Below are 26,591 nucleotides of genomic sequence, written 5' to 3'. Positions count from 1 at the left end.
ACGGGGGATTTTGCGGAGGGGAGGCAGCTGTTACTTGGGCGTGGTTTTGCGCCACGCTGGGGCGTTCGGTAACAAAGTGGTGCGCATTGGGGAACGCGTTTGAGGGGCGGAAAAGCTTCGCGGGCGAGGCTTGCCCGCGAAAGGATTCTGGATCAGCGCGCGATCAGCTCGATCACACAGCACGGGCCGTTGCTGGAGACTTCCAGCAGGCCGGTGTTACCGACGAGTTGCAGGCAATCATGGCGACCGAGTTGTGAGGTGCTGTTACCGACCTTCAATTCCAGCGCTTCGCTGACACTGAACACCAACACAGTCCCGGCTTCGCTGAAAAACCGCTGTTGGCCATTCAGCCACTGCAACCGCGCGTTGTAACGCTGTGGCGCATAAATCAGGTTGAAATCGCGGATCGGCCCGCCGAGCAATGTGCAGGACACCTGGCTCTCGCCACTAAAGGCAAATGGATCGAGCGGTAACAGTGAACGCGTGGCCTGGCCATCAACCGACAAGGTCATGCCGTCGCCTTGCAGCACGGTGATGATCCGCTCGTAACCGGCGAAGGTAGAGAAGCCACCCGACTCACCGATATCGGCAATCGACAGGCGCCAACCGAAACCATCCAGGCCTGTACCTGCATCACGGGTGATTTCTTCAGTGCTGCCGCCGCCGTTTTTCCACGGCATGCGCGGGTAATCTTTTGCGCGTAGAACCTTTACTTGACTCATTTGTGGAACCGACCTTCCAGACGATGACGGGAACCGGGGTGGATCAAACGGGCGGCGGTCACCGGCTGACGGCCGGACCAGGTACGACGACGAATCAGCAGGCACGGCTCGCCCTTCTCAATCTGCAGCAACTTGCATTCGCTGGCTTCGGCCAGAATCGCCTCGACCACATGCTCGCCTTCGGTCAGTGGTGCGACCTGGTTCAGATAGGCGTATGGCGTTTGCAGGGTGAAGTCCTGCTTGAGGTAGTCCGGCGCCACCAGCGCGTTGACGAAACGGTCTTCGATTTGCACCGGGATATCGTTTTCGAAATGCACGATCAGCGAGTGGAAAACCTTCTGGCCTTCGCGCATGTCCAGCGCCAAGGCGCGCTCGGAACCGGCGGCCTCTTCTTCGAGGGTGATGACCTTGCAGGTATGACGATGGCCGCGTGAGGCGATTTCGTCGGCGATGTTGTGCACTTCAAACAGCGCGGACTGACTTTTCGGCTCGGCGACAAAAGTCCCGACACCTTGCATGCGCACCAACAGACCGTCGGCGGTCATCTCGCGCAGGGCGCGGTTGATGGTCATGCGGCTGAAACCCAGTTGGTTGACCAGCTCGCTTTCCGACGGAACGCGGTAGTGCGGCGGCCAGTTTCCACTGTCGATTTGCTGGGTGATCATCTGTTTGACGCGGGCGTACAAGGGCGCCGGACTGTCGCCCATGTGTGCGGCCAACGGAGAGACTGCAGGCGGAGTCGGCACGGTTAATCCTTGTTGATCTGTTAGAGGTTGCTAGCTTGCCGGAGTTTACCGAGCAGGCAAACGTCTGTATATGTATATACAAATAACACACGATGGGGTGCTGAACCATGTCCGCCTTCTTTGCCGAACGCGCGCTGCTGCCTAGTGGATGGGCCAACAATGTACGTCTTGAGGTCAGCGCCGAGGGCGTGCTGACCCATATCCAGGCCGATTCCCACGCAGATGATGCCGAACGGCTTAGCGGTCCGCTGCTACCTGGGATGCCGAATTTACACTCCCACGCCTTCCAGCGGGCCATGGCCGGGCTGGCGGAAGTGGCAGGTAATCCGAACGACAGTTTCTGGACCTGGCGCGATTTGATGTATCGCCTCGTCGGAAAAATCAACCCGGAGCAGCTCGGCGTCATCGCTCGTCAGCTGTACATCGAAATGCTCAAGGCCGGTTACACCTCGGTCGCAGAATTTCACTACGTACACCACGACACCAACGGCCAGCCTTACGCGGACCCGGCCGAACTGGCGCTGCGCATCAGCCAGGCCGCCAGTTCCGCCGGGATCGGCCTGACCCTGCTGCCGGTGCTCTACAGCCATTCCGGCTTCGGTGGCCAAACGCCGAACGACGGCCAGCGCCGCTTTATCAACAGTACCGAAAACTACCTCAAGCTTCAGTCGCGCTTGCAGCCGATCCTGGCGCAGCAACCGGCGCAGTCGCTGGGTTTGTGTTTCCACTCGTTGCGTGCGGTAACACCGCAGCAAATCAGCGAAGTGCTGGCCGCCAGCGACAAGCAGTGCCCGGTGCACATTCACATCGCCGAGCAGCAGAAGGAAGTCGATGACTGCCTGGGCTGGAGCGGTCGCCGCCCGCTGCAATGGCTGTACGAAAACACCGAGGTCGATCAGCGCTGGTGCCTGGTTCACGCGACCCATGCCAACCCGGAAGAAGTCACGCTGATGTCCAAGAGTCGCGCCATCGCCGGTTTGTGCCTGACGACCGAAGCCAACCTCGGCGACGGTATCTTCCCGGCGGTGGATTTCCTCGCTCAGGGCGGGCGCATGGGAATTGGCTCCGACAGTCATGTGTCATTGAGCGTGGTCGAAGAATTGCGCTGGCTGGAATATGGCCAGCGCCTGCGCGACCAACGACGTAATCGTTTGTATGGCGCGGATCAGCCGATGGTTGGCCGCACACTGTACGACGCAGCGCTGGATGGCGGGGCCCAGGCGTTGGGTCAGCCGATTGGCGCGCTGGAAGTTGGCAAACGTGCGGATTGGCTGGTGCTGGATGGCAACGATCCGTACCTGGCGACAGCCAGTGGCGACGGGATTCTGAATCGTTGGTTGTTTGCCGGTGGCGACCGCCAGGTGCGGGATGTGCTGGTCAATGGCCGGTGGGTTGTGCGTGGCGGGCATCATGCCGGGGAAGAAGAAAGCAACCGCGCGTTCACCCAGGTCTTGCGCGATCTGTTGGGCTAACGCAAAAAACTGTGGGAGCGAGCTTGCTCCGGGCGGCGTTCCGACGATGGGGCCATCAGCCTCAACAATGATGTTGACTGATAGACCTATATCGCGAGCAAGCTCGCTCCCACATTTGTTCTCTACTAGCCGTCAGTTCGAAGTCTTGGCCATCTGCGTATCTGTCGCGCGCCAGATCAGCCGCGTAGTGTCGTAACCCTGCTGACGTGCCTTGCTCAGCAGTTCTTCACGCACTACACCATTGACCGTCGGGGTCCGTGACAGCAGCCACAGATACTTGCGGCTCGGATCGCCAACAATGGCGGTCTTGTAGTCATCGCTGACGTACAACACCCAGTATTCGCCCTTCGCAACACCCGGTATCAGCCGCGAAAACCAGTTGTCGAACTCGACCCACAATTTGTCGCTCTTGCCCGGCACCTGTGGCCACGCCGTGCCTTTGGCCTCTTCCCATTGCCAGTCCGCCGTCAGACAGCGGTTCAGTACCAACACTTTGCCGTCAGGCTTGAGCGTGTAATGGGCTTCGGATTGCGCGCAGTTGCGCTGGAAATACATCGGCAGACGAGCCAACTCGTACCAGGTCCCTTGGTACTTCTTGAGATTGACGCTATTGGCGGTTTTCGGTGCCAACGGATCTACGCCAGACGTGGCGCAGCCGGCCAATACCAGGCCGGCTAAAAGGACTATCAGTAACCGCTTCATTGTTTTTCTCCCGTGGGCGTATAACCCCGGATTACTTCAGGCCTTGGCCGGAAAACATCAGCACTTTGTCACCGGCGTACTGCACGCTGATAAAGCTGTTCTTGTCGCCCCAGGTACAACTGGACATGCCGAGCGCGCCCGAGCAGTCGGTGGGTTTGCCCAGCAAGGTTTCTACCTCGGCCTTGGGCATGCCTGACGACAGCTTCGAGTAGTTTTCCTGATTGACCTTGCTGCACGCGGCCAACAACACGCAGAACGAAAGCAGGGCGATAGAACGCAGCGACATTGTGTAGCTCCTGGGGCGAAGGGGGAATGGCATGACTGCCAAGCTGAAGCTTAGAAGAGAAAACCCCTGTCTGGTTCCCTGGCTGGCCGGCTATTTGTGAGGCCGCTCGTCTGTTTTTCGTGAAATATCAGGAACTTTCGTTTGCTGTTGAGCATTTGGTCGGTTTTCGCAAAAGCCGCCTAATCTTTGCCGCCGCTCAGTCGACATAAAGGCAGCGCAAAGCCCATGACTGTGGCAAATTGACGCCCCCCTTGTTGCCCAGCCTCTTCGTGGTAGCTCATTTAATGACCAGAAACATGAAGTTCAGCCACAAGATCTTGTTGGCTGCCGCCCTCGTGGTGGCCGTTGCATTCGCTTGTTTCATCCTCTTCAACGACTACCGCCAGCGGCAAACCCTGCGCAGCAGTACCGAATCCTCAATGCAGGAACTCGGCAGCCTGACCACCAGCAATATCCAGACCTGGCTGGAAAGCCGCATTCAATTGCTGCAATCGCTGTCCCAGCAGATCGCCGTGGACGGCAGCGCACAGGCCAATCTCAAGCGCGCCATCGACCTGCCGGCCTACACGAGCAACTTCCAACTGAGCTACTTCGGCGGCACCGATGGTGTGATGTTCTCGGTCCCGGCCGGCAATCGCGCGGCGGACTACGACCCGCGTGCTCGTGGCTGGTACAAGGCGGCCAACAACGCGCAACAGACCATCGTCACTGAACCCTACATTGCAGCGTCGTCGGGCAAACTGGTGATCACCGTCGCCACGCCAGTGAAGCACCAGAATCAAATGATTGGCGTCGCCGGCGCAGACATTGATCTGTCCAGCGTCAGCGCGATCATCAACTTGCTGAATTTCGGCGGTCATGGCCATGCGTTTATCGTCAGCGCCGACGGCAAGATCCTGATTCACCCGGACAGCAAACTGGTACTCAAGAACCTGGCCGACGCCTACCCGAACGGCGCGCCGAAAGTCAGCCCGGGCATGAAAGAAGTCGAGATCGACGGCATGACCCAATTCATCTCCTTTACCCACGTCAATGGTGTGCCCTCGGCAGACTGGTACGTGGCGCTGGTGCTGGATCAGGACACCGCGGTCTCGATGCTCAGCGAATTTCGCACCTCGGCGATCATCGCCATGGTCATTGCCGTGGTGATCATCATCGCGCTGTTGGGCATGCTGATCAGCTTCTTGATGCAGCCGTTGCTGACCATGGGTCGCGCGATGCATGACATCGCCGAAGGTGAAGGCGACCTGACCAAGCGTCTGACCATCCACGGCCAGGACGAATTCGGTGCGCTGGGCACCTCGTTCAACCGTTTTGTGGAGCGTATTCACACCTCGATCCGCGAGGTGTCCTCGGCCACCGGCCAGGTCAACGAAGTCGCCTTGCGTGTGGTTGCCGCGTCGAACTCGTCGATGTTCAACTCCGACCAGCAAGCCTCGCGCACCAGCAGCGTCGCCGCCGCCATCAACGAGCTGGGCGCCGCCGCCCAGGAAATCGCCCAGAACGCCGCCCTCGCCTCTCAGCATTCGAGCGATGCTCGCGCATTGGCCGAGGACGGCCAGCAAGTCGTCGATAAAACCATCGCGGCGATGCAGCAGCTCTCGGCGAAGATCAGCGATTCGTGCGGCAACATCGAAACGCTCAATAGCAACACCGTGAACATCGGGCAGATTCTGGAAGTGATTACCAGCATCTCCCAGCAGACCAATTTGCTGGCCCTCAACGCAGCCATCGAAGCGGCCCGTGCCGGTGAAGCCGGTCGCGGTTTTGCCGTGGTAGCGGACGAGGTGCGTAACCTCGCGCACCGTACTCAGGATTCGGCGCAGCAAGTGCAGAAGATGATTGAGGAACTGCAAGTCGGCGCCCGGGAAGCCGTGAGCACCATGACCGACAGCCAACGCCAGAGTGAAAGCAGCGTCGGCATCGCCAACCAGGCGGGCGAACGTCTGGGCAGCGTGACTCAGCGGATCGGAGAGATCGACGGGATGAACCAGTCGGTGGCCACCGCGACGGAAGAGCAAACGGCGGTGGTGGAGTCGATCAACGTCGACATCACCGAGATCAACACACTGAATCAGGAAGGCGTGGAGAACTTACAGTCGACCTTGCGCGCCTGTGCGGATCTTGAGCAGCAGGCGGCGCGTTTGAAGCAATTGGTCGGCAGCTTCCGGATTTAATGCGCTTTGAGGGCCTCATTGCTCGCAATGGCGGCATCAGTTGCAACAAAGATCTAGACGCTTAGAGAGAAACGTTGGTCACCGCAGCCTGACGCAGGACTGAATTAAGACTAAAATCGGTCCTACTCAAACTTGGCGAGGCTCACCCCATGAAGCTTTCATCTCAAATCAAGCCGATCAGCTACCTGAAAAGCCATACGGCCGAAATCGTCAAAGCACTTACAGAGAGCCGCGAGCCCTTGGTGATCACCCAAAACGGTGAAGCGAAGCTTGTGGTCATGGACGTAAAAAGTTTTGAAGAGCAGGAAGACACCATGGCCCTGCTTAAGCTCTTGGCGATGGGAAATCGTGAAATAGTAGAAGGCAAGTTGCGCGACGCCGAAGATGTCTTTGCAGAACTGGACAGGGCTGACCATCAATGAGTTTAAAGGTCGTCATTCTTCAGTCTGCCGAGACTGACCTGAAAGAACTTCGTACTTATCTCATCAAACAGTTCTCTACTCAAACTTGGCAAAGCACCTATGCCGACCTGAAGGCCGTCATCCGCAATTTGGGGATACAGCCCGATGCAGGATCGATCCCGGAAGAAATCGAGAAGCTTAATCTCAGCCAATATCGACAAATCCTGTCAGGGATGAACCGGATCATCTATGAGATTCGTGAGCAGACGGTCTATGTTCACATCATTGCCGACACCCGAAAAAGTCTGCCAACACTGCTGATGAAGCGGCTACTTCAAGGGTAAACGTGAGCTCGGGGCGCGTTTAGAAACGCGATCCAGGCTTACTCAGAAACTCCAACTCCTCAGCCGTAGATTCCCGCTCCAACACTGCATTCCTGTGCGGAAACCGACCAAACCGCGCAATCACCTTTTGATGCCGCTCGGCATAATCCAGGTTATCGGCAAACACCGCTCGATCAGCTACTGGCTGCTCGGCAACCAGCGCGATAAATCGCGAGACGGCTTCGTTCTGCACCGCCAGATTCTCGCAATGCTCAAACACCAGATAGATAAATACCCGCTGTATGGGTCGCAACTGCCGATCGAAATCCGCAGCGATGCCTTGCGCCACCAGCGCCTGAGCCCTGAGATCGCCTGCAAAAGATTTTGGAGTGTCGCGAAAGATCATTCGCGGGAGTTGATCGAGCAACAGCACCAGGGCCAGCCAACCTTCGGGGCGTTGCGCCCAGTCAGTCAATCCGCCGGCCAGTGCCTGCTCGACCCAGTCCCCGAAACGCGTCTGCGCTTCGAGGTCCTGGCTGTCGCGCTTGCCGAACCATAACTTGCCCTTGTCAGCCGATATTTCGTTGGGGGATTCGAGCGTTCCGAACCACCATTCGAGCAAAGGCTGCCAGGGCGCGGTCATGTTTATTCCTTGTGATAAGCCGTGACGCGTGCGACTTCTTCTTTCGAGCCGAGGAACACCGCTACGCGCTGATGCAAGCCGTCAGGCTTGATGTCGAGGATGCGCTGATGGCCATCGGTGGAAGCGCCGCCAGCCTGTTCAACCAGGAACGACATCGGGTTGGCTTCGTACATCAAGCGCAGTTTGCCCGGCTTTGAAGGCTCGCGGCTGTCGCGTGGGTACATGAACAGACCGCCACGGGTCAGGATACGGTGTACGTCGGCAACCATCGCGGCGACCCAGCGCATGTTGTAGTTCTTTTTCAGCGGGCCTTCTTCGCCAGCCAGCAATTCGCCGACGTAGCGTTGTACCGGAGCTTCCCAGTGACGCTGATTGGACGCGTTGATCGCGAATTCCTGAGTGGACTCCGGAATCTTGATGTCTTCATGGGTCAGCACGAAGCTGCCCATTTCGCGGTCCAGGGTGAAGCCTTTTACGCCGTCGCCCAAGGTCAGGATCAACATCGTCTGTGGACCGTAGATCGCGTAACCGGCAGCCACTTGCTCGGTGCCTGGCTGCAGGAAAGCCTTTTCGTTCAAGGGCTCGTTTTGGCTCAGGTATTCGTTCGGGCAACGCAGCACCGAGAAGATAGTACCGACCGGCGCGTTGATATCGATGTTCGACGAGCCGTCCAGTGGGTCGAAAACCAGCAGGTACGCGCCTTTCGGATATTTGCCCGGGATCTGGTAGGCGTTGTCCATTTCTTCGGACGCCATGCCGGCCAGGTGACCGCCCCATTCGTTGGCTTCGAGCAGGATCTCGTTGGAGATCACGTCGAGTTTCTTCTGCACTTCACCTTGGACGTTTTCAGTGCCCATGCTGCCCAGAACACCACCGAGGGCGCCTTTGGACACGGCGTGGTTGATCTCTTTGCAAGCACGCGCCACCACTTCGATCAGGAAACGCAGATCGGCAGGGGTGTTATTGCTACGGGTCTGCTCAATCAAATAGCGACTCAGGGTAACGCGGGACATGGAAGGCTCCGGTGGAATGGGGGGGCTAAAAACCCGCGCAGTTTAACGCGAGTCGGGGCGCATTTCCTCCTATCAGACGTGTTACACCCAATAGAGTTCATGCGCCCGGATGAGCGTAGTTCGAAACCGCCCGGATGTGCACCGGGCGTTGCTGCCAGTTTCAAGGCTTGACTGGCGGCTTGCGCAACAGACTGAACGCCATCGCGGCCAGAAACAAAACACTGAGCAGCAGCACCGCCCACAACCCGAATTTCTTCCAGTTGGTGTCCGTCGGCGCAGCCGTTGTCACGGTCGACGCTGGCGTGGCCACCGCCGCGCCTTCGACCGTAGCCTTGCCCAATGTCGCCAACTTTGCAGCGCTGTAATCCGGAATCAACGTCGACAGCGGCAGGCTCGCCGCCTTCACCGTGGCACTGCCCAGCGCGAGCGTATAAGGCCCCGCTCCGCGCGCCAGGAACACCAATTGAATGGAGCGCACGGCGAATCGCACAGTCGGTGCCTCGGCACCCAGGCCACCGCCGCGTTCGTCCACCGTCAGCTTCAACTGCTGCACGGTTTGCCCTGACAGCTGCAATTCGTTCTGCACCACGTCCTGGCCACTTTGAGTCAGGCGATAGAGCAAACCGCTGCTCAGCGACTGCCACGGCAGGCTACTTTCCCGACGACCGGACAAGGTCACGGGCGCCAAACTGTTGGGCTGACTCAACTCGACCTGTAAGCGCTCGACATTCAGCCCCATGGGTAATTGCCAGGTGTATTCACCGGCCTTCACGCTGCTGCCAGCCAGCGGTTGCGACCAGACAAGTGGTAGCGGCAGGCTGCGGGTCTTGGCGCTTTGCAGTTGCGCCGAGGTCAACGTCGGGGCCGATTGCGGCGTGCTCCATAGCAATCGCAGATACCGGGCCGACTGACCCGGCAGGGCGACTTCATGTTGCTCGACCCGCTCGTCGGCGAACGTCAGGCGTGCCACCTGCCCTTCGCCCCACGACTGCCAATGCTGCAGGTCGTCGCTGGCTTCGATGGTGAAACGCTGGAAGCCATCGCGCTCACTGGTCCAGTCGAGGATCAACTGCTGCAACGGTGCTTTGATGCTGCTGGCGTCGAGCAACCAGCCGCGCAGCATTTCTTCGCCCGCCTCCAGCTGACTGGACGGCTGCACTTCGACCAGCGTGCCATTGGCGCTCGATTGCACCCGCACGCTCGGTGCGTGCTCGGTGGAATCCGCCGAGTTGTACAGCGGGAACCACTTCACGTCGGTCAGGGTGCGGTTGTCGCTGGTCTGCGCCGGCGCTCGCGCCAAGGCATACGCCTGAGCCTCCCCGGAGGCATTGAACACGCGCACATCGCTGAGATCGGTTTGCCGCGCATTCAATTGCACGCTCAACGGCAATTCGAGGCGATACCACGGACCTTCGCCGCTGACCGACAACGGCACCTGAGTGGCGAAGTCCGCCAATTTTTCCTGAGCACTGGCCGACAGCGCCACACCCAGCGCAACAGCGCCCAACCAGACACGGTTCAGCTTCTGACTCAAGACGACACTCCTTCGGTTTGCGGGGCCGGTTTTTCAGACTCCGGCACAGCATCAACGCGTTTGGGCGGCAACGGGGCGAAATAGCCCACCACCAACAGCAACACGCCAACGCCGATAAACGACACGATCCGGGCGAGTCCGCCGCGGTTACTCAATTCGACCAAGAACAGTTTGGCCACCACCACACCAATCAGCGCCGCACCGATCAGCCAGACTTCGCGGCGATGACGCAGATGGCCGCCGATCATCAGACTCAGGGCCATCAAGGTCCAGGCGATGGACAGGCCGGCCTGCACCAGCATGGATTCGAGCAACGCATCCAGCTCGAACGGCACACCGCCCCAATGATGGGCAGTGCGCATCACCAGGGCCGTGAAGAACACAAACAGCGAGACGCCAGCGATCAGTTGCGTGGCGTGATCACAGTAGTCCTTGCGAATCGCCAGTTGCGTCACGGCGCTGCGGGACCAGACATAAACCCCGAACAGCGCAAACAGCAGACCCAGCTCCAGCGGGTTGATCAGCGGCACGTAAGGCAACGGCTCGGCGGCGCCGTCGCTGAGGACGTTCGCCAGCCAGAACCAGCCGAGCATCAGCAACGCCAGCGGTGCCGCCGCGTACACACGGTATTCGCGCGTATAAGCCGACACCGGCCATGGCCAGGCACGGGGTGCCGCCATCAGCACCAGATACAGGCTCGGCAGAATCGCCCAACCCAACCAGCGCCAGGCGTTGTACTGCTCGGACAACAGCAACAGGCCGTAACGCAGCTCCAGGGCCAACACACCGATCAATAGCCAGCAGCCGAGCACATGCGCGGTACTGAGCGCGCGCATCGGCAGCATCGGCGCCAAACGCCGCAGGGAGATGAAATGCACAACAAACACGGCCGCCCATACCAGCCATCCGAAGTTGGCTGCCGGGTGATAACGCGAGTGCCACGCAGCCAGCAACACCAAACCGGCCGTAGGCATTAGCAAGGTGCAGAGCAAGCCCAGCGACGACCATTTCAGGCGCAGCGCCAATACCGTCCACAGCGCCACGCTCAGCGCCGCGACCGCCAGCAACAACGTCGCTTGCAGATTCAAAGGTGCGAAGCGCAATACTTCACTCACCCACGCCAGCGCCCACCAACCCGCGCCCCACACCAGCAGCACTTCGGACAAACGCTGCAAGCTCAGCACATCGAAGGCCGAAGCATGATTTCCGAGCTGCAAGCGCCAGGCGCCAACCATCGCAGCCAAACCCAACACCAGCGGTGTCCAGAAACCGCTGTGAGCCAGAGGCTTCAATCCTTCGCTCGCAAGCGGTCCGAGCAAATCAGGCCCGGCCATCAGGAACGCCGCGCCGCCGATGACCTGCAACAGCAGGCCGAAGACAAAACTCACGCGCTGCTTCAGGAACAGGCTGAGCCAGATGATGAACAGACCGCTGGCCGCCCATACCGCACTCGCCGTTTGCCAAGGCAGGACGAACAGCACCGCCAGATTGATCAACACCAGACCGGCCAGCAGCACCACCGACAAGCCGCGCAGCAATCGCACGTCGCTACGGACCATCTCATCGCGCGCCGCCAGCAACATACCAGCGATCAGCGCCAGGCCGATCAACGACGCACTCAGCAAACCGCTCCAACCCGCATTGAACACGGCGCCAGACTCACCGCTCGAACCCTGCAGCCGCAGCAGGAACAACGCACCGCCGAGCAACTGCACGGCGAACGCGGTGAACAGGAACGTGCGCGATTGCAGACGCAAGCCACCAAACAACGTCGCCAACCCCGCCAGCGCCCAACTGATCGCCGTGCCGTGAGTGAAGAAAAACAACGGCGCCAGCAGATAGAGGGAGGTCAGACCGAGGCAAGCCAACACCGGCAGCCCTTGGCGCTCCCATTCCGACGTCTGTGCGGGCAAGGCTTTGCGCAACTGGTAGAAGCTGAACAACAACGCCACGCCGAGCATCAACGCACCGAGCGGCGCACCGTCGAGCAGGCTGCTTTCACCGATCCGCAGTTCGCTGATAAACGCCAGCGCCGAGCCCAATTGCAGCAGCAAGGCAAAGGCTCGGGCCAGCGGTCGTTGCTGACGCAGGCCGAGCCAGAAGATGCCGGCGCCTTCGACGGCCCAGGCAGCAGCAGTCCAGCGCGCATCGAGCCCCAACGGAATCGCGAGGCTGGTGAAGATCACCCCCAGCGCCAGACAGGTTTCCGCCAGCAGCAACGCTCGTCCGCCCATCAACAGCCGCGCCAGCCCCATATAAATCATGCCCAACGCCAACGCGCTGAAGGCTGCGGCAAACTCGAGATGCTGAACCAGTGCGAACTGCAAGCCGAAGCCCACCAACGCAGGACCGAACAGCATTGTGCCGTCGACGTAATCACCCTTTTGCGTCGACCAACGCAGCAGCGCCTCTCGGCTGTCATCCTCGGGCGCATCGCTCATTTCCAGCAACTTGCGTCGGGCGAACAGCAGGCCGATGGCCAGGTACATCAGGAAAAACACAATCAGAAACGGTTCGGTGCTCCACAACAGTTCCGGGGTGTAGGAACGCAGGCCCCAGGCGAAACCGATGCCGAAGGTGCCGACGAAGCCGATCAGGTTGAGCAGCCGCCAGGCCTTGAACCAGGCGATGGCGAGGATGCCGGCGTTGAGCAAGGCGAAGTAGCTGAACAGCGCGATATGGTTGCCGGCGCCGGTGGAGGTCAGGATCGGCGCCGCGAACCCGCCGAGTGCCGCAGCGGCGGCGAGCCCCAGAGCGTCCTGGGTGATGGCGAGAATCGCCGAGAACACCGTCACCGCGACCAGCAGGCCCAACGCTGCAGTAGGATCGAGCAGCGGATGCAGGCGCATTGCGGCAAACACGGTCAGGTACAACACCGCGATCCCGGTGCCTTGCAGCATCAACGCGTAATGGCTGTTGCGTGTTCTAAGCCACCAACCCAGCCCCAGAAGCCCCAATGCCGCCGCCGCAACACCGGCGTAACGCAACTCGATCGGTACCACCATGCCTTCGGTGGCGTAACGCAACAGGAAGGCCAAGCCGAGAAACAACAGCACCACACCGACCCGCAGCACGGTGTTGCCGCCGAACAACCAGTTGCGGGCGCCGCTAATGGCGCGGTCGATGAAGTTTGGGCCACGCGGGATGGCAGGTTGTTGTGGTTCGCGGGCGACCGGTTCGGGTTTCCAGGCATCGACGGGCACTGGACGGCTCGCTTCGGCGGCGGCCGCGGTGATCGGCTCGAGTTCGGGAGGGAGTTCCCAGATCAGCTCCGGGGCCTCGGCAGGGATTTCGTCGAGCGTGAACTCAGGAGACGGCGCGGGTTCGTGGGTTTCCGGCGTCTTGACGCCTGACACTTCCAGCAATGACAGCCGTTGCTGCACCGCATTCAGCGCGATCTGAGCCTGATCAAGTAGCTTACGTTGCTCGTCAGCTTGTGAACCCAGGCGGCCAATGCAAATGGCCTGGCCAATACCCAACCCGAGCAGCCCGCCCAACAGCGCATCGCTGAACGACTCGTCGAGTACCCAGCCCAGCACCAGCCCAATCAGCATGAACATCCATTGCATGGTCGATATCCCTAAGTGGCCCCGCGATGGGCAAATCCGGGCCAGTCTAGTTTGAAACAACACAAACCTTGTGGGAGCGAGCTTGCTCGCGATGGGGCCCGTACATTCACCATTGATGTTGAATGTACGTCCGCTATCGCGAGCAAGCTCGCTCCCACATTGGATTGCCTCTGACTGAGCCTAGCCATACTTTGGCCCGGTGTAACCGGCGCTTAGTATATCGATCAGGCCCAACAACCGTCGGGCCTTGCTCGCAATTATTGCTAAAAGTTACTCCAAAGCTTTCCAGATATCCGTGGCGTACTCGCGAATGGTCCGGTCGGAGGAGAACCAGCCCATCCGGGAAGTGCTCAACACCGCTGAACGCCACCATTCGTTCGAATCGTGCCAATGGGCTTCAACGCGCATCTGCGCGTCCCAGTAAGAGTCGAAATCGGCGCAGACCAGGAAGCGATCGTAGTCGATCAGCGAATCGATCAATCCTGCGTAACGGGACGGATCATCCGGCGAGAACACCCCGCCGCGTATCGCTTGCAGCACGTCATTCAAACGGTGGGAGGCCGCAATATCCGGCGTCGCATTGAACTCATGGTTCTGCTTGCGCGCTTCAACCTGCTGAGCGCTGAGGCCGAAGATGAACATGTGTTCGACGCCGATGCGTTCAGACATTTCGACGTTGGCCCCGTCCATGGTGCCGATGGTCAGCGCACCGTTGAGGCCGAACTTCATGTTACTGGTGCCCGAGGCCTCGAAGCCTGCGGTGGAAATCTGCTCCGACAAATCCGCTGCCGGGATGATGCTTTCCGCCAGACTGACGTTGTAGTTGGGCAAGAACACCACTTTCAGCAAACCGCGCACGGTCGGGTCGTTGTTCACCACCCGGGCAATGTCGTTGGTCAATTTGATGATCAGCTTGGCCTGGTGATAACTGGCCGCAGCCTTGCCGGCGAAGATCTTCACCCGCGGCACCCAATCGATTTCCGGCTCGGCGCGAATGGCCTGATACAGCGCGACGGTGTGCAACAGGTTGAGCAACTGACGCTTGTATTCGTGGATCCGTTTGACCTGTACGTCGAACATCGCTGCCGGGTTGACCGCGACCCCCAGGCGTTCATGAATGATGTACGCCAGGGCTTTTTTGCTGTGCAGGCGCTGCTCGGCGAACGCCTTGCGGAACGCAGGCTTCTCGGCGAACGGTTCCAGCTCGAGCAAACGCTCTTCGGCGTTGTCCAGCAGATCCGGGCCGAGGGCGTCGACCATCATCGAGGTCAGCTCCGGGTTGGCCTGGTAGAGCCAGCGGCGGAAGGTGATGCCGTTGGTCTTGTTGTTGATCCGGTCAGGGTAGAGTTTGTGCAGTTCGGAGAACACCGTTTTGCGCATCAGCTGCGTGTGCAGGCCGGACACGCCGTTGACGCTGTGGGAACCGAGGAACGCGAGATTACCCATGCGCACACGGCGGCCGTTGTCTTCCTCAATCAGCGACACCGCACGCAGCACCTCGAAGTCATGGATACCCTTGGCCCGCAGCGAATCGATGTGCTGGGCATTGATCAAATAAATGATCTGCATGTGCCGCGGCAACATCCGCTCCATCAAACCGACTGGCCAGGTTTCCAGCGCTTCCGGCAGCAGCGTGTGGTTGGTGTACGAAAGCGTGTCGACGGTGACTTGCCACGCCGCATCCCACGCAACGTCGTAAACATCGACCAGCTGACGCATCAGTTCGGCCACGGCAATCGAGGGATGGGTGTCGTTGAGCTGGATCGCGGCATGATCGCCCAGGGTTAAAACCGAGGCGTGCATGTTGCGATGACGACGCAGCAAGTCCTGCAAGGACGCGGCGACGAAGAAATACTCCTGACGCAGGCGCAGTTCCTGGCCGGCTTCGGTGCTGTCGGCCGGGTAGAGCACCCGGGAAATACTCTCGGCCCGGGCGACTTCTGCCACGGCGCCCAAGTGATCACCGGCGTTGAAGCGTTCCAGGTGCAAATCTTCCATGGCCCGGGCGCGCCACAAGCGCAGCGTGTTGACGCTCGCCCCGCGCCAGCCGACGACCGGCGTGTCATAAGCAATCGCGCGAACGGTTTCCACGGGTGTCCAGACTTGCTTGGTCTTGCCGGTCTCGTCAGTGATCGTTTCGACACTGCCACCGAAGCCGATCGGGTAAACGACCTCTGGCCGTTCGAACTCCCAAGGGTTACCGAAATCCAGCCAGTGTTCGGTCTGTTCCTGCTGCCAGCCGTCGACGATGGCCTGGCGGAACAAGCCGTGTTCGTAACGAATGCCGTAACCGTGGCCGGCAATGCCGAGTGTCGACATGCTTTCCATGAAGCACGCGGCCAGGCGACCGAGGCCGCCGTTGCCCAGCGCTGCGTCGGGTTCCAGCAGGCGGATGCGTTCAAGGTCGACGCCGAGCTCAGTCAGGGCCTCGCGGGCTACATCAAGCAGGCCGAGGTTACTCAGGCTGTCGTAGAGCAGCCGGCCGATCAGGAATTCGAGGGAAAGGTAATAAACCCGCTTCTGACCTTTGCGGTAGATCTGCCGGGTGTGATCCATCCAGTGCTCGACCATGTGATCGCGCGCCGCCAGGGCAATGGCTTCGAACCAGTCGTGGTCGAAGGCGTGATCCGGGTCTTTGCCCACCGCATAGGTGAGTTTGGTCAAGACGGCGTCGCGGAATGCGGCCACCTCTGCTTCGCGAACAAGTGGTTCTTGAGTCATCGATAGGACCTCGAGCGAGCGTGGAGTTGTTGAGCCTAGACGGTCTGACAGGCCGTTGGAACTCTGGTTCGGCAGTTTTTCCCGTTAGTGTGAGATAGATCGACATTACCTTGTCGCGCACCGGAAAGAATGCAGGGGGCGTGCCGGGTTACAGGTGTTATTGGGCGGTATACGAAAAAATCTGGCGAAAGGTTGTTCAAAAATCCACCAGTCCCGGTATGATCGCGCGCCCTGATGCACGCTGGTAACAACCGATGATGAAGTCCAACCTGATCGCCGCCGCGGAGATCGACCGCCTCGACACCTGGGCCAAGTACTCCGCCCCGATGTGCGGTTCGTGCGTTTCCAGCTGCTGCACCCTGCCTGTCGAGGTCAAGATCAAGGATCTGATCCGTATCGGCATCGTCGATGAATTCGAGCGCGGCGAGCCGCCAAAGAACATCGCCAAGCGTCTGCAGAAGGAAGGCATCGTCGAGCGTTACAACCAGAAGTCCGAGATCTTCACCCTTCAGCGCATGAGCAACAACGATTGCCTGTACCTGGATCGTAAGAGCCGTCTGTGCACTATTTATGAAAAGCGCCCGGATACTTGCCGCAACCACCCGAAAATCGGGCCGCGACCGGGGTATTGCGCGTATAAGCCGAAAGAAGTGGCGCGCGAGACCAGCGAGAGCCGTCGGACCCTCGAGAAGTTCTGATCCGGAATCTCGCTGCCTGACCGGGCCTCATCGCGAGCAAGCTCGCTCCCACAGGGGGATGTGTCGTAAACAATATTTGTGTGTCAGCGCAGAACCCTGTGGGAGCGAGCTTGCTCGCGATGAGGCCGGGACAAACACCGCACTACACCCAGACAAACAAAAACGCCCCCGACCTTGCGGTCGGGGGCGTTTTTTTAAGCGCTAACTAAGTCGAAACTCAGTTACCGGCTTTCTTCGCAGCGCGGGTACGCTCGCTTTCGCCCAGGATCTTCTTACGAAGACGGATGGACTTAGGAGTGACTTCGCACAGTTCGTCTTCTTGCACGAACTCAAGAGCTTGTTCCAGGGTGAAACGGATAGGCGGAACCAAAGCGATGGTTTCGTCTTTACCCGAAGCACGCATGTTGTCGAGCTTCTTGCCTTTGGTTGGGTTAACGCCCAGGTCGTTGTCGCGGCTGTTGATGCCGACGATTTGACCTTCGTACACGTCTTCACCGTGACCCAGGAACAGTTTGCCGCGAGCTTGCAGGGTTTCCAGCGAGTAAGTCAGCGCCTTACCGGTAGCCACCGAAACCAGCACGCCGTTCTGACGGCCGGACATATCGCCGGACTTCATCACGTCGTAACGGTCGAAGATCGAGGTCAGGATGCCAGCACCGGAGGTCAGGGTCAGGAACTCGTTACGGAAACCGATCAAACCACGTGCCGGGATGTTGTACTCAAGGCGCACACGGCCCTTGCCATCCGGAACCATGTTGGTCAGGTCGCCTTTACGGATACCGATCTGTTCCATGATCGCGCCCTGGGATACTTCCGGCAGGTCGATGGTCACGTTTTCGTACGGTTCGTGCTTGACGCCGTCAACCATGCGGATGATCACTTCCGGACGACCAACACCCATTTCGAAGCCTTCGCGACGCATGGTTTCGATCAGTACCGAGAGGTGCAGCTCACCACGGCCGGAGACTTTGAACTTGTCGGCGGTGTCGCCTTCTTCAACGCGCAGAGCAACGTTGAACAGCAGTTCCTTGTCCAGACGTTCCTTGATGTTACGGCTGGTGACGAACTTGCCTTCTTTACCGCAGAAAGGTGAGTCGTTTACCTGGAAGGTCATGGAAACGGTGGGTTCGTCAACGGTCAGCGGCTTCATCGCTTCAACATTCAGTGGGTCGCACAGAGTGTCGGAGATGAACAACTGGTCGAAGCCGCTGATGCAGACGATGTCGCCGGCAGCTGCTTCTTCAACGTCGATACGGTGCAGACCGTGGTGACCCATCAACTTCAGGATACGACCGTTACGCTTCTTGCCGTCAATGTCGATAGCCACAACTTGAGTGTTCGGCTTGACGCGACCACGAGCGATACGGCCAACGCCGATAACACCCAGGAAGCTGTTGTAGTCCAGAGCCGAGATTTGCATCTGGAACGGACCGTCACGGTCAACCTGTGGAGCAGGGACGTGGTCAACGATGGCCTGGTACAGCGGGGTCATGTCTTCCGCCATGGCGGTGTGTTCCAGACCGGCAATGCCGTTCAGTGCCGAGGCGTAGACGACTTTGAAGTCCAGCTGTTCTTCGGTAGCACCGAGGTTGTCGAACAGGTCGAAGATCTGGTCCAGAACCCAGTCCGGACGTGCGCCTGGACGGTCAACCTTGTTGATCACCACGATTGGACGCAGGCCGGCTTCGAAAGCCTTCTTGGTCACAAAACGGGTTTGCGGCATAGGGCCGTCTTGAGCGTCAACCAGCAGCAGAACGGAGTCAACCATCGACATTACGCGTTCAACTTCGCCGCCGAAGTCGGCGTGGCCCGGGGTATCCACGATGTTGATGTGGTAGCCGTTCCAGTTGATGGCGGTGTTTTTCGCCAGAATGGTAATACCGCGCTCTTTCTCCTGGTCGTTGGAGTCCATCACGCGCTCGTCGTTGAGCTCGTTGCGCTCCAGGGTGCCGGATTGACGCAAGAGTTTGTCTACCAGGGTGGTCTTACCATGGTCAACGTGAGCAATGATGGCGATGTTGCGTAGATTTTCGATCACTTGTGTATCTCGATCAGAGGATTCGGTGTGCTGACAAGTCTTGGCAGCGATTAACAGTAGAGTCAGGCCTTGCCGTTACAGCTTGACGGCGGCGTCGGGGGGCCGGTGACGCAGGCCACAGGCAAACAGCCCCGGGCTCTTAGCTCGGTCGATAAACGCGCACATTGGCATGCCCCTCACTGAGCAAATGGTGGGCATGCAGGCGACTCATCACGCCTTTGTCGCAATACAGCAGGTACTGGCGAGTAGGGTCCAGTTCCTTGAAACGAGCGTTCAATGCATAAAACGGCATCGCTTGTACCTCGATGCCAGCCAAGTCCATCGGGTCATCTTCAGCGGCATCCGGGTGACGGATGTCGATGACGATCTGACCGGCCAGCGCTTCGCTGACTTCTTCAATCTGCACATCCTGGCCCAATTCGTCGATCACGCGATCGATCGGCACCAGCTTGGCGTTCTCGAGCGCACGCTCAAGCACTGCCATGTCGAACTGTTGTTCTTCGTACTCCACGCGCGGACGCTTGGCGTGGGTCTTGGGGTTCACCGAGATGACCCCGCAGTATTCCGGCATGTGCTTGGCGAAGTCGGCAGTACCGATTTCGTTGGCCAGGTCGATGATGTCCTGCTTGTGACTGGCGATCAGCGGACGCAAGACCAGCTTGTCGGTCACGCAGTCGATCACGGACAGGTTCGGCAGCGTCTGGCTCGACACCTGGGAAATCGCTTCGCCGGTGACCAGCGCATCGATGTCCAGCCGATCGGCAATACGGGAAGCAGCGCGCAACATCATACGCTTCAAAACTACGCCCATATGACTGTTATCGACTTTCCCGAGAATTTCTCCCAGTACTTCCTCGAACGGCACACTGACAAATAACACGCGTTGGGAGCTGCCGTACTTCTTCCAGATGAAATGCGCGACTTCCATAACGCCCAGCTCATGGGCTCGTCCGCCCAGATTGAAGAAGCAGAAATGGCTCATCAGCCCGCGGCGCATGATCTGGTAAGCAGCAACAGTGGAATCGAAGCCGCCGGACATCAGCACAAGTGTCTGTTCCAGGGCACCCAGCGGATAACCGCCGATGCTGTTGTGCTGGCTGTGGATCACAAACAACCGTTTGTCGCGAATCTCGATACGAACTTCGATTTCCGGCTCTTTCAGCGAAATTCCGGCGGCGCCGCACTGACGGCGCAGTTGGCTGCCGACGTATTTCTCGACATCCATCGAGCTGAATTCGTGCTTGCCGGCACGCTTGCAGCGCACCGAAAAGATCTTCCCGGCCAACGCATCACCGAAGTGCTGCTTGCACTTGGCGACGATGTCGTCGAAGTCGCCCAGCGGGTATTCGTCGACCTGCAGGAAATGCGCGATACCCGGCATGCAGCTCAGGCGCTCAGTCATCTCCTTCAGGGCTTTGGGCTCGCTGACACGGGTTTCCAGCTCGAGATTGTCCCACACACCGTTCACCACCACAGCCGGGTCCAAGTCGCGGAGCACGGTACGGATGTTTTTGGCCAACTGGCGGATGAAACGCATCCGTACCGGGCGGCTCTTGATGGTGATCTCGGGGAAGACTTTTACGATTAGTTTCATGAAAACAGCGCGCGCTGGGCCAGCCGAAAAAGGGGGGCGCGGATTATAGCGGAAATTGCTCAAGGTTTAACCAGTTAATGTGCAGAAGGTTTTGCACGCACCAAAACAGGTCATTTGTTGAATTTAACGCTACATTACGGGGCGCGATTTCCAGTTCTACGCTGCTTTGTTCCTTTATAAGCGTGATATTGGGGCAGAAAACCCATGGTGGGGCACTGGCATGCAATTTGCTCCCTTGTGAGGCAGGTTGCCATGGCAGAGTATTCGCGCCGGCATCACCCACATTCCAAGGGCATCCACTACTAAGCCCGAAGCCACCCGGAGGACACTATGTCGAAGTCGGTTCAACTCATCAAAGATCATGACGTCAAATGGATTGATCTGCGCTTCACGGACACCAAAGGCACTCAGCACCACGTGACCATGCCGGCTCGCGACGCGCTGGATGACGCTTTCTTCGAAGAAGGCAAAATGTTCGACGGTTCCTCCATTGCTGGCTGGAAAGGCATCGAAGCTTCCGACATGATCCTGATGCCGGACGACAGCACTGCCGTTCTCGACCCGTTCACCGAAGAGCCAACCCTGATCCTGGTTTGCGACGTGATCGAGCCTTCGACCATGCAAGGCTACGACCGTGACCCACGTGCGATCGCCAAGCGTGCCGAGGAATACTTGAAGTCGACCGGTATCGGCGACACCGTATTTGTGGGTCCAGAGCCTGAATTCTTCATCTTCGACCAAGTGAAGTTCAAGTCCGATATCTCCGGTTCCATGTTCAAAATCTACTCCGAACAAGGTTCGTGGATGTCCGACCAGGACGTGGAAGGCGGCAACAAAGGCCACCGTCCAGGCGTCAAAGGCGGCTACTTCCCGGTTCCGCCGTTCGACCACGACCACGAAATCCGTACCTCCATGTGCAACGCCATGGAAGAAATGGGCCTGGTCATCGAAGTTCACCACCACGAAGTGGCAACTGCTGGCCAGAACGAAATCGGTGTGAAGTTCAACACCCTGGTGGCCAAGGCTGACGAAGTTCAGACCCTGAAGTACTGCGTACACAACGTTGCTGATGCCTACGGCCGCACCGCGACCTTCATGCCTAAGCCACTGTACGGCGACAACGGTTCGGGTATGCACGTTCACCTGTCCATCGCCAAAGATGGCAAGAACACCTTCGCTGGCGAAGGCTATGCCGGCCTGTCCGACACCGCTCTGTACTTCATCGGCGGCATCATCAAGCACGGTAAAGCGCTGAACGGCTTCACCAACCCGTCGACCAACTCCTACAAGCGTCTGGTCCCAGGTTTCGAAGCTCCAGTAATGCTGGCCTACTCGGCTCGCAACCGTTCCGCTTCGATCCGCATTCCTTACGTGTCCAGCCCTCGTGCTCGCCGTATCGAAGCTCGCTTCCCGGATCCAGCAGCCAACCCGTACCTGGCCTTCGCTGCCCTGGTAATGGCCGGCCTGGACGGTATCCAGAACAAGATCCACCCTGGCGACGCTGCTGACAAAAACCTGTATGACCTGCCGCCTGAAGAGGCGAAAGAGATCCCACAAGTTTGCGGCAGCCTGAAAGAAGCCCTGGAAGAGCTGGACAAAGGTCGTGCGTTCCTGACCAAAGGCGGCGTTTTCAGCGACGACTTCATCGACGCTTACATCGCCCTGAAAAGCGAAGAAGAAATCAAAGTACGCACCTTCGTACACCCACTGGAATACGAGCTGTACTACAGCTGCTGATCCGGTAGCGCTGCGGCACGCGGCGTGACAAAAAGAGGCCTCCTTCGGAGGCCTTTTTTGTGGCTGCGATTCAGTAGCGCTGAAATACCTGTGGGAGCGAGCTTGCTCGCGATGGCATTTTCTCATTCAACATTGTTGTCGGCTGAACCGCTGCCATCGCGAGCAAGCTCGCTCCCACAGGGTTTTGTGGTGTTTGAGGGATTTTGGCAGTTCATGCCCAAATGTTTACAACTTGGGCCAACCGTCCCCTCTGACCTATGCTGCACCTCAACGCCTTCGCTTCCGGTCGATTTTATGGGTCGTGGTTTTCTATTCATCTTGCTGCTGATCGCCCTGCCCGCCGCCGCGCAGATCTATAAGTACACCGACGCCGACGGCAACACCGCCTACAGCAATCAACCGCCCGATGGCGTTAAAGCTCAACCGGTCGAATTGCCTCCGCTCAACAGAGCCGAAAGCCAGGCGCCGGGCGGACCTGCACCGCCTGCCGAAGCCAACGCCCGTGAGCAACCTCGTAGCGCCTACGAGGTACTGGAACTGACCGGCCTGCCCACCGAGGAGGCGTTGCGCGCCAACAACGGCACTTTCACCGTCAGCGTGCTGATCAAGCCACGCCTGCAAGGGCCGCATCTATTGAGGTTGTTGCTGGATGATCAGCCCTACGGACAACCGAGCAACGTGCCGATCCTGCAACTGGTGAACGTCGATCGCGGCGAACACAGCCTCGCGGTGCAGGTGATCAATGGGGAAAATCTGGTGCAGCAAAGTCCCACCGTGACGTTCACCGTACAACGGGTGCATAAGCCATGAGGGTGTGGCTGCTGATCGCCTGCTTGATCGCCCTGCCGGTGACGGCCGAGGTTTTCACCTACCTCGACGCCCAGGGCAATCGGGTCTACACCGACCAGCCAGGCTCCGGCAACGCCAAGCGCGTGCCGCTGGCGACGAGTAATCGCATGTCCGCCAACCCAACCGGTGCTGCGCCGATGACAGCCCCGAAGAAAACCGAAGCCAAACAGCTGTTCCACTACGACATGCTCCGCGTACTGGTGCCGGAACCAGACGCCACAGTGCGCAGCAGCGCTGGCGAGATTATCGTCAGCGTCACCAGCGAACCCGGCCTGCAACGGGGCCATCGCTACCGACTGCTACTCGACGGCCAACCCACCGCAGAGCCCGCCCCAAGCCCGGTATTCGCCCTGAGCAACATCGATCGCGGCAGCCATAACCTCTCTGTGGAAATCCTCGACGAGCAGGGCCTCATCGTTGAGCGCACAGCCAACCAGCCGTTCCACATGCTGCGCATCTCCCTCGCACAGAAGCGCCATGTCAAACCCTGCGCCCTCCCCGATTACGGCCAACGGCCAGAATGCCCGCTCAAAGACAAACCCATCGAGCCAAAAAACCCCTTCCTGCGTTTCTTCTAACGCCGTTCAGCTTTGCGCACTATATTGGTGCAATAGACTGCACTGTACCCACACCCCAACCCATTTTGGTTCGAAAGTACCCGTCAAAGCCGGCAGAACGCCACGCAAACGAGCGTCAAACGCCCGTTTCAGGCCTTAAACGCTTCTTTTCGGAGCCTTGGTTTGGTTTTTGCATTTTCCTCGTATCAGCGCTTTTTTCATGCGCGCGCCCTGCTCCAAAAGAGGTCCTGATGACCATTAGCGACGCACTGCATCGATTGCTACTCGACAACCTGACCACCGCTACCATTCTGCTCGACGCCGAACTGCGCCTCGAGTACATGAACCCGGCAGCGGAGATGCTCCTGGCCATCAGCGGTCAGCGTAGTCATGGGCAGTTCATCAGCGAGTTGTTTACCGAATCCACCGAGGCGCTGAACTCCCTGCGCCAGGCGGTCGAGCAGGCGCACCCGTTCACCAAACGCGAAGCGATGCTCACCGCCCTCACCGGCCAGACCCTGACCGTCGATTATGCGGTCACGCCGATTCTCGCCAACGGCGCCACCATGCTGCTGTTAGAAGTCCACCCTCGTGACCGCTTGCTGCGCATCACCAAGGAAGAAGCGCAGCTGTCGAAGCAGGAAACCAGCAAGATGCTGGTGCGCGGCCTCGCTCATGAAATCAAGAATCCTCTCGGCGGGATACGCGGCGCGGCGCAGTTGCTGGCTCGCGAACTGCCAGAAGAAAGCCTGCGCGACTACACCAACGTAATCATTGAAGAGGCCGACCGCCTGCGCAATCTGGTCGATCGCATGCTCGGCTCCAACAAACTGCCGTCGCTGGCGATGTGCAACGTCCACGAAGTGCTCGAACGCGTCTGTCATCTGGTGGAAGCCGAAAGTCAGGGCTGTATCACGTTGGTGCGCGACTACGACCCTAGCATTCCCGACGTGTTGATCGACCGCGAACAAATGATTCAGGCCGTTCTGAACATTGTGCGCAATGCGATGCAGGCCATCAGCAGCCAGAACGAGCTGCGCCTTGGCCGCATCAGCCTGCGTACCCGCGCCATGCGCCAGTTCACCATTGGTCACGTGCGTCATCGCCTGGTGACCAAGATCGAAATCATCGACAACGGCCCGGGCATTCCCGCGGAGTTGCAGGAAACCATCTTCTTTCCCATGGTCAGCGGCCGCCCGGACGGTACCGGGCTGGGCCTGGCCATAACCCAGAACATCATCAGCCAGCACCAGGGCCTGATCGAATGTGACAGCCATCCAGGCCACACCACCTTCTCGATCTTTCTGCCACTGGAACAAGGAGCCACATCGACATGAGCCGTAGTGAAACCGTGTGGATCGTCGATGACGACCGTTCTATCCGTTGGGTCCTGGAAAAAGCCTTGCAGCAAGAAGGCATGACCACGCAAAGCTTCGACAGCGCCGATGGCGTGATGAGCCGCCTGGCGCGCCAGCAACCGGACGTGATCATCTCCGACATCCGCATGCCGGGTACCAGCGGTCTGGACCTTCTGGCGCGGATTCGCGAACAACACCCACGACTGCCGGTCATCATCATGACCGCTCACTCCGATCTGGACAGCGCTGTCGCGTCCTATCAGGGCGGCGCGTTTGAATACCTGCCCAAGCCGTTCGATGTCGACGAAGCGGTGTCGCTGGTCAAACGCGCGAACCAGCACGCCCAAGAACAGCAAGGCCTGGAAGTCCCGGTTGCCCTGACCCGCACCCCGGAAATCATCGGTGAAGCACCGGCAATGCAGGAAGTGTTTCGCGCCATCGGGCGCTTGAGCCACTCCAACATCACCGTGCTGATCAACGGCGAATCCGGGACCGGTAAAGAACTCGTGGCCCACGCTCTGCACCGTCACAGCCCGCGCGCGGCTTCGCCGTTCATTGCGCTGAACATGGCGGCGATCCCGAAAGACCTGATGGAATCCGAGCTGTTCGGCCATGAGAAAGGCGCGTTCACCGGCGCGGCCAACCTGCGTCGCGGGCGATTTGAACAGGCTGACGGCGGCACGCTGTTCCTCGATGAAATCGGCGACATGCCGGCAGACACCCAAACTCGTTTGCTGCGGGTATTGGCCGACGGCGAGTTCTACCGCGTCGGCGGCCATGTGCCGGTGAAGGTCGATGTGCGAATCATCGCCGCGACTCACCAGAATCTGGAAACCCTGGTGCACGCCGGGAAATTCCGTGAGGACTTGTTCCACCGCCTCAACGTAATCCGCATCCATATTCCACGGCTGTCGGACCGTCGCGAAGACATCCCGACCCTGGCCAAGCACTTCCTCAGCCGAGCCGCGCAAGAACTGGCGGTGGAACCGAAGCTGCTGAAAAGCGAAACCGAGGAATACCTGAAGAACCTGCCGTGGGGCGGCAACGTGCGCCAGCTGGAGAACACCTGCCGCTGGATCACGGTGATGGCTTCGGGTCGCGAAGTGCACATCAGCGACCTGCCGCCAGAGCTGCTGAACCTGCCGCAGGATTCGGCGCCGGTGACCAACTGGGAGCAAGCGCTGCGCCAGTGGGCTGATCAGGCGCTGGCCCGTGGCCAGTCGAACCTGCTCGACAGCGCCGTGCCGGCGTTCGAGCGGATCATGATCGAAACCGCCCTCAAACACACCGCCGGCCGCCGCCGCGACGCCGCGGTTTTGCTGGGCTGGGGGCGTAATACCCTGACTCGCAAAATCAAGGAATTGGGGATGAAGGTTGATGGTGGGGATGATGATGAGGGGGATGAAGGCTAAGCAGCCTTTAGTCCTTCGCTTACAGTTACATCCAATCGC

Annotated in this window: 21 protein-coding genes and 1 pseudogene; 11 read left to right on the top strand and 11 right to left on the bottom strand. The window is 59.2% G+C overall.

What is annotated here, in order from left to right; all coding sequences use genetic code 11:
- Positions 1-152 precede the first annotated feature (152 nt).
- Together ACYZT7_RS02660 and hutC are read right to left on the bottom strand one after the other, a co-directional pair.
- Positions 153-722 carry a HutD/Ves family protein gene (locus tag ACYZT7_RS02660; RefSeq protein WP_462039834.1) on the bottom strand — a complete coding sequence of 190 codons (570 nt, stop codon included), beginning with the start codon at positions 720-722 and terminating at the stop codon, positions 153-155.
- Complete coding sequence (gene hutC / locus ACYZT7_RS02655; RefSeq protein ID WP_177326944.1) at positions 719-1,429, bottom strand: histidine utilization repressor; 711 nt, start codon at positions 1,427-1,429, stop codon at positions 719-721. The genes ACYZT7_RS02660 and hutC overlap by 4 nt, the downstream gene beginning before the upstream one ends.
- A gap of 146 nt (positions 1,430-1,575) precedes the next feature.
- Here hutC and ACYZT7_RS02650 point away from each other — a divergent pair, with 146 nt between their 5' ends.
- Positions 1,576-2,940, top strand: coding sequence for a formimidoylglutamate deiminase (locus ACYZT7_RS02650; protein WP_462039833.1), 1,365 nt, complete (start codon positions 1,576-1,578; stop codon positions 2,938-2,940).
- Positions 2,941-3,072: 132 nt separating this feature from the next.
- Here ACYZT7_RS02650 and ACYZT7_RS02645 read toward each other — a convergent pair whose 3' ends face one another.
- Both ACYZT7_RS02645 and ACYZT7_RS02640 read right to left on the bottom strand, forming a co-directional pair.
- Positions 3,073-3,642, bottom strand: coding sequence for a lipocalin family protein (locus ACYZT7_RS02645; RefSeq protein WP_462039832.1), 570 nt, complete (start codon positions 3,640-3,642; stop codon positions 3,073-3,075).
- Positions 3,643-3,673: 31 nt separating this feature from the next.
- Entirely contained in the window at positions 3,674-3,928 is a 255-nt protein-coding gene (locus ACYZT7_RS02640; protein WP_045061982.1) for a lipoprotein, read from the bottom strand.
- Positions 3,929-4,212: 284 nt separating this feature from the next.
- Here ACYZT7_RS02640 and ACYZT7_RS02635 point away from each other — a divergent pair.
- The 4 genes and pseudogenes from ACYZT7_RS02635 to ACYZT7_RS02620 form a co-directional block, all read left to right on the top strand.
- Positions 4,213-5,247, top strand: a pseudogene (locus ACYZT7_RS02635) (HAMP domain-containing protein); the annotation flags it as partial.
- Between the two features lie 93 nt (positions 5,248-5,340).
- Positions 5,341-6,105, top strand: coding sequence for a methyl-accepting chemotaxis protein (locus ACYZT7_RS02630; RefSeq protein WP_370694726.1), 765 nt, complete (start codon positions 5,341-5,343; stop codon positions 6,103-6,105).
- 149 nt (positions 6,106-6,254) lie between these two features.
- Complete coding sequence (locus tag ACYZT7_RS02625) at positions 6,255-6,527, top strand: type II toxin-antitoxin system Phd/YefM family antitoxin (protein ID WP_462039831.1); 273 nt, start codon at positions 6,255-6,257, stop codon at positions 6,525-6,527.
- Positions 6,524-6,850 (top strand): type II toxin-antitoxin system RelE/ParE family toxin, encoded by a 327-nt coding sequence (locus tag ACYZT7_RS02620; protein ID WP_462039830.1) that lies wholly within the window; start codon positions 6,524-6,526, stop codon positions 6,848-6,850. Before ACYZT7_RS02625 ends, ACYZT7_RS02620 begins: the two co-directional genes overlap by 4 nt.
- Before the next feature lie 19 nt (positions 6,851-6,869).
- Here the strand turns inward: ACYZT7_RS02620 and ACYZT7_RS02615 are convergent, their stop codons facing one another.
- The 5 genes from ACYZT7_RS02615 to ACYZT7_RS02595 form a co-directional block, all read right to left on the bottom strand.
- Entirely contained in the window at positions 6,870-7,472 is a 603-nt protein-coding gene (locus ACYZT7_RS02615; RefSeq protein WP_462039829.1) for a DUF924 family protein, read from the bottom strand.
- A gap of 2 nt (positions 7,473-7,474) precedes the next feature.
- Positions 7,475-8,485: a class 1 fructose-bisphosphatase gene (locus ACYZT7_RS02610; RefSeq protein WP_462039828.1), complete on the bottom strand. Its 1,011-nt coding sequence runs from the start codon at positions 8,483-8,485 to the stop codon at positions 7,475-7,477.
- A gap of 160 nt (positions 8,486-8,645) precedes the next feature.
- Positions 8,646-10,019 (bottom strand): DUF3999 domain-containing protein, encoded by a 1,374-nt coding sequence (locus tag ACYZT7_RS02605; protein WP_462039827.1) that lies wholly within the window; start codon positions 10,017-10,019, stop codon positions 8,646-8,648.
- Positions 10,016-13,588, bottom strand: a complete 3,573-nt coding sequence (locus ACYZT7_RS02600; RefSeq protein ID WP_462039826.1) for a DUF2339 domain-containing protein — start codon at positions 13,586-13,588, stop codon at positions 10,016-10,018. The genes ACYZT7_RS02605 and ACYZT7_RS02600 overlap by 4 nt, the downstream gene beginning before the upstream one ends.
- 270 nt (positions 13,589-13,858) lie before the next feature.
- The gene (locus tag ACYZT7_RS02595) at positions 13,859-16,309 is read right to left on the bottom strand and encodes a glycogen/starch/alpha-glucan phosphorylase (protein WP_462039825.1); all 2,451 of its coding nucleotides are present in this window, start codon (positions 16,307-16,309) and stop codon (positions 13,859-13,861) included.
- Positions 16,310-16,563: 254 nt separating this feature from the next.
- On the opposite strand from ACYZT7_RS02595, the gene ACYZT7_RS02590 reads away from it, so the two are divergent.
- Positions 16,564-17,007 (top strand): YkgJ family cysteine cluster protein, encoded by a 444-nt coding sequence (locus tag ACYZT7_RS02590; protein ID WP_008149447.1) that lies wholly within the window; start codon positions 16,564-16,566, stop codon positions 17,005-17,007.
- A 217-nt stretch (positions 17,008-17,224) separates the two neighbouring features.
- Here ACYZT7_RS02590 and typA read toward each other — a convergent pair whose 3' ends face one another.
- Together typA and thiI are read right to left on the bottom strand one after the other, a co-directional pair.
- Positions 17,225-19,045 carry a translational GTPase TypA gene (typA, locus tag ACYZT7_RS02585; RefSeq protein ID WP_449642782.1) on the bottom strand — a complete coding sequence of 607 codons (1,821 nt, stop codon included), beginning with the start codon at positions 19,043-19,045 and terminating at the stop codon, positions 17,225-17,227.
- 139 nt (positions 19,046-19,184) lie between these two features.
- On the bottom strand, positions 19,185-20,639 hold the full coding sequence (gene thiI, locus ACYZT7_RS02580; RefSeq protein WP_461967859.1) for a tRNA uracil 4-sulfurtransferase ThiI: 1,455 nt from the start codon (positions 20,637-20,639) through the stop codon (positions 19,185-19,187).
- 330 nt (positions 20,640-20,969) lie between these two features.
- On the opposite strand from thiI, the gene glnA reads away from it, so the two are divergent.
- From glnA to ntrC, 5 genes are all read left to right on the top strand, one after another.
- Positions 20,970-22,376 carry a glutamate--ammonia ligase gene (gene glnA / locus ACYZT7_RS02575; RefSeq protein WP_149411305.1) on the top strand — a complete coding sequence of 469 codons (1,407 nt, stop codon included), beginning with the start codon at positions 20,970-20,972 and terminating at the stop codon, positions 22,374-22,376.
- 294 nt (positions 22,377-22,670) lie between these two features.
- A complete protein-coding gene (locus ACYZT7_RS02570) occupies positions 22,671-23,186 on the top strand; it encodes a DUF4124 domain-containing protein (protein WP_462039824.1) in 516 nt (171 codons plus the stop codon).
- Entirely contained in the window at positions 23,183-23,803 is a 621-nt protein-coding gene (locus ACYZT7_RS02565; protein WP_462039823.1) for a DUF4124 domain-containing protein, read from the top strand. Before ACYZT7_RS02570 ends, ACYZT7_RS02565 begins: the two co-directional genes overlap by 4 nt.
- A gap of 230 nt (positions 23,804-24,033) precedes the next feature.
- On the top strand, positions 24,034-25,119 hold the full coding sequence (glnL, locus tag ACYZT7_RS02560) for a nitrogen regulation protein NR(II) (RefSeq protein ID WP_008024908.1): 1,086 nt from the start codon (positions 24,034-24,036) through the stop codon (positions 25,117-25,119).
- Positions 25,116-26,552, top strand: coding sequence for a nitrogen regulation protein NR(I) (gene ntrC / locus ACYZT7_RS02555; protein WP_462039822.1), 1,437 nt, complete (start codon positions 25,116-25,118; stop codon positions 26,550-26,552). The genes glnL and ntrC overlap by 4 nt, the downstream gene beginning before the upstream one ends.
- Positions 26,553-26,591: the final 39 nt, after the last annotated feature.

This window comes from Pseudomonas sp. RT4P38 (assembly GCF_054897765.1).
This window is presented reverse-complemented; position numbering and strand designations above follow the sequence as displayed.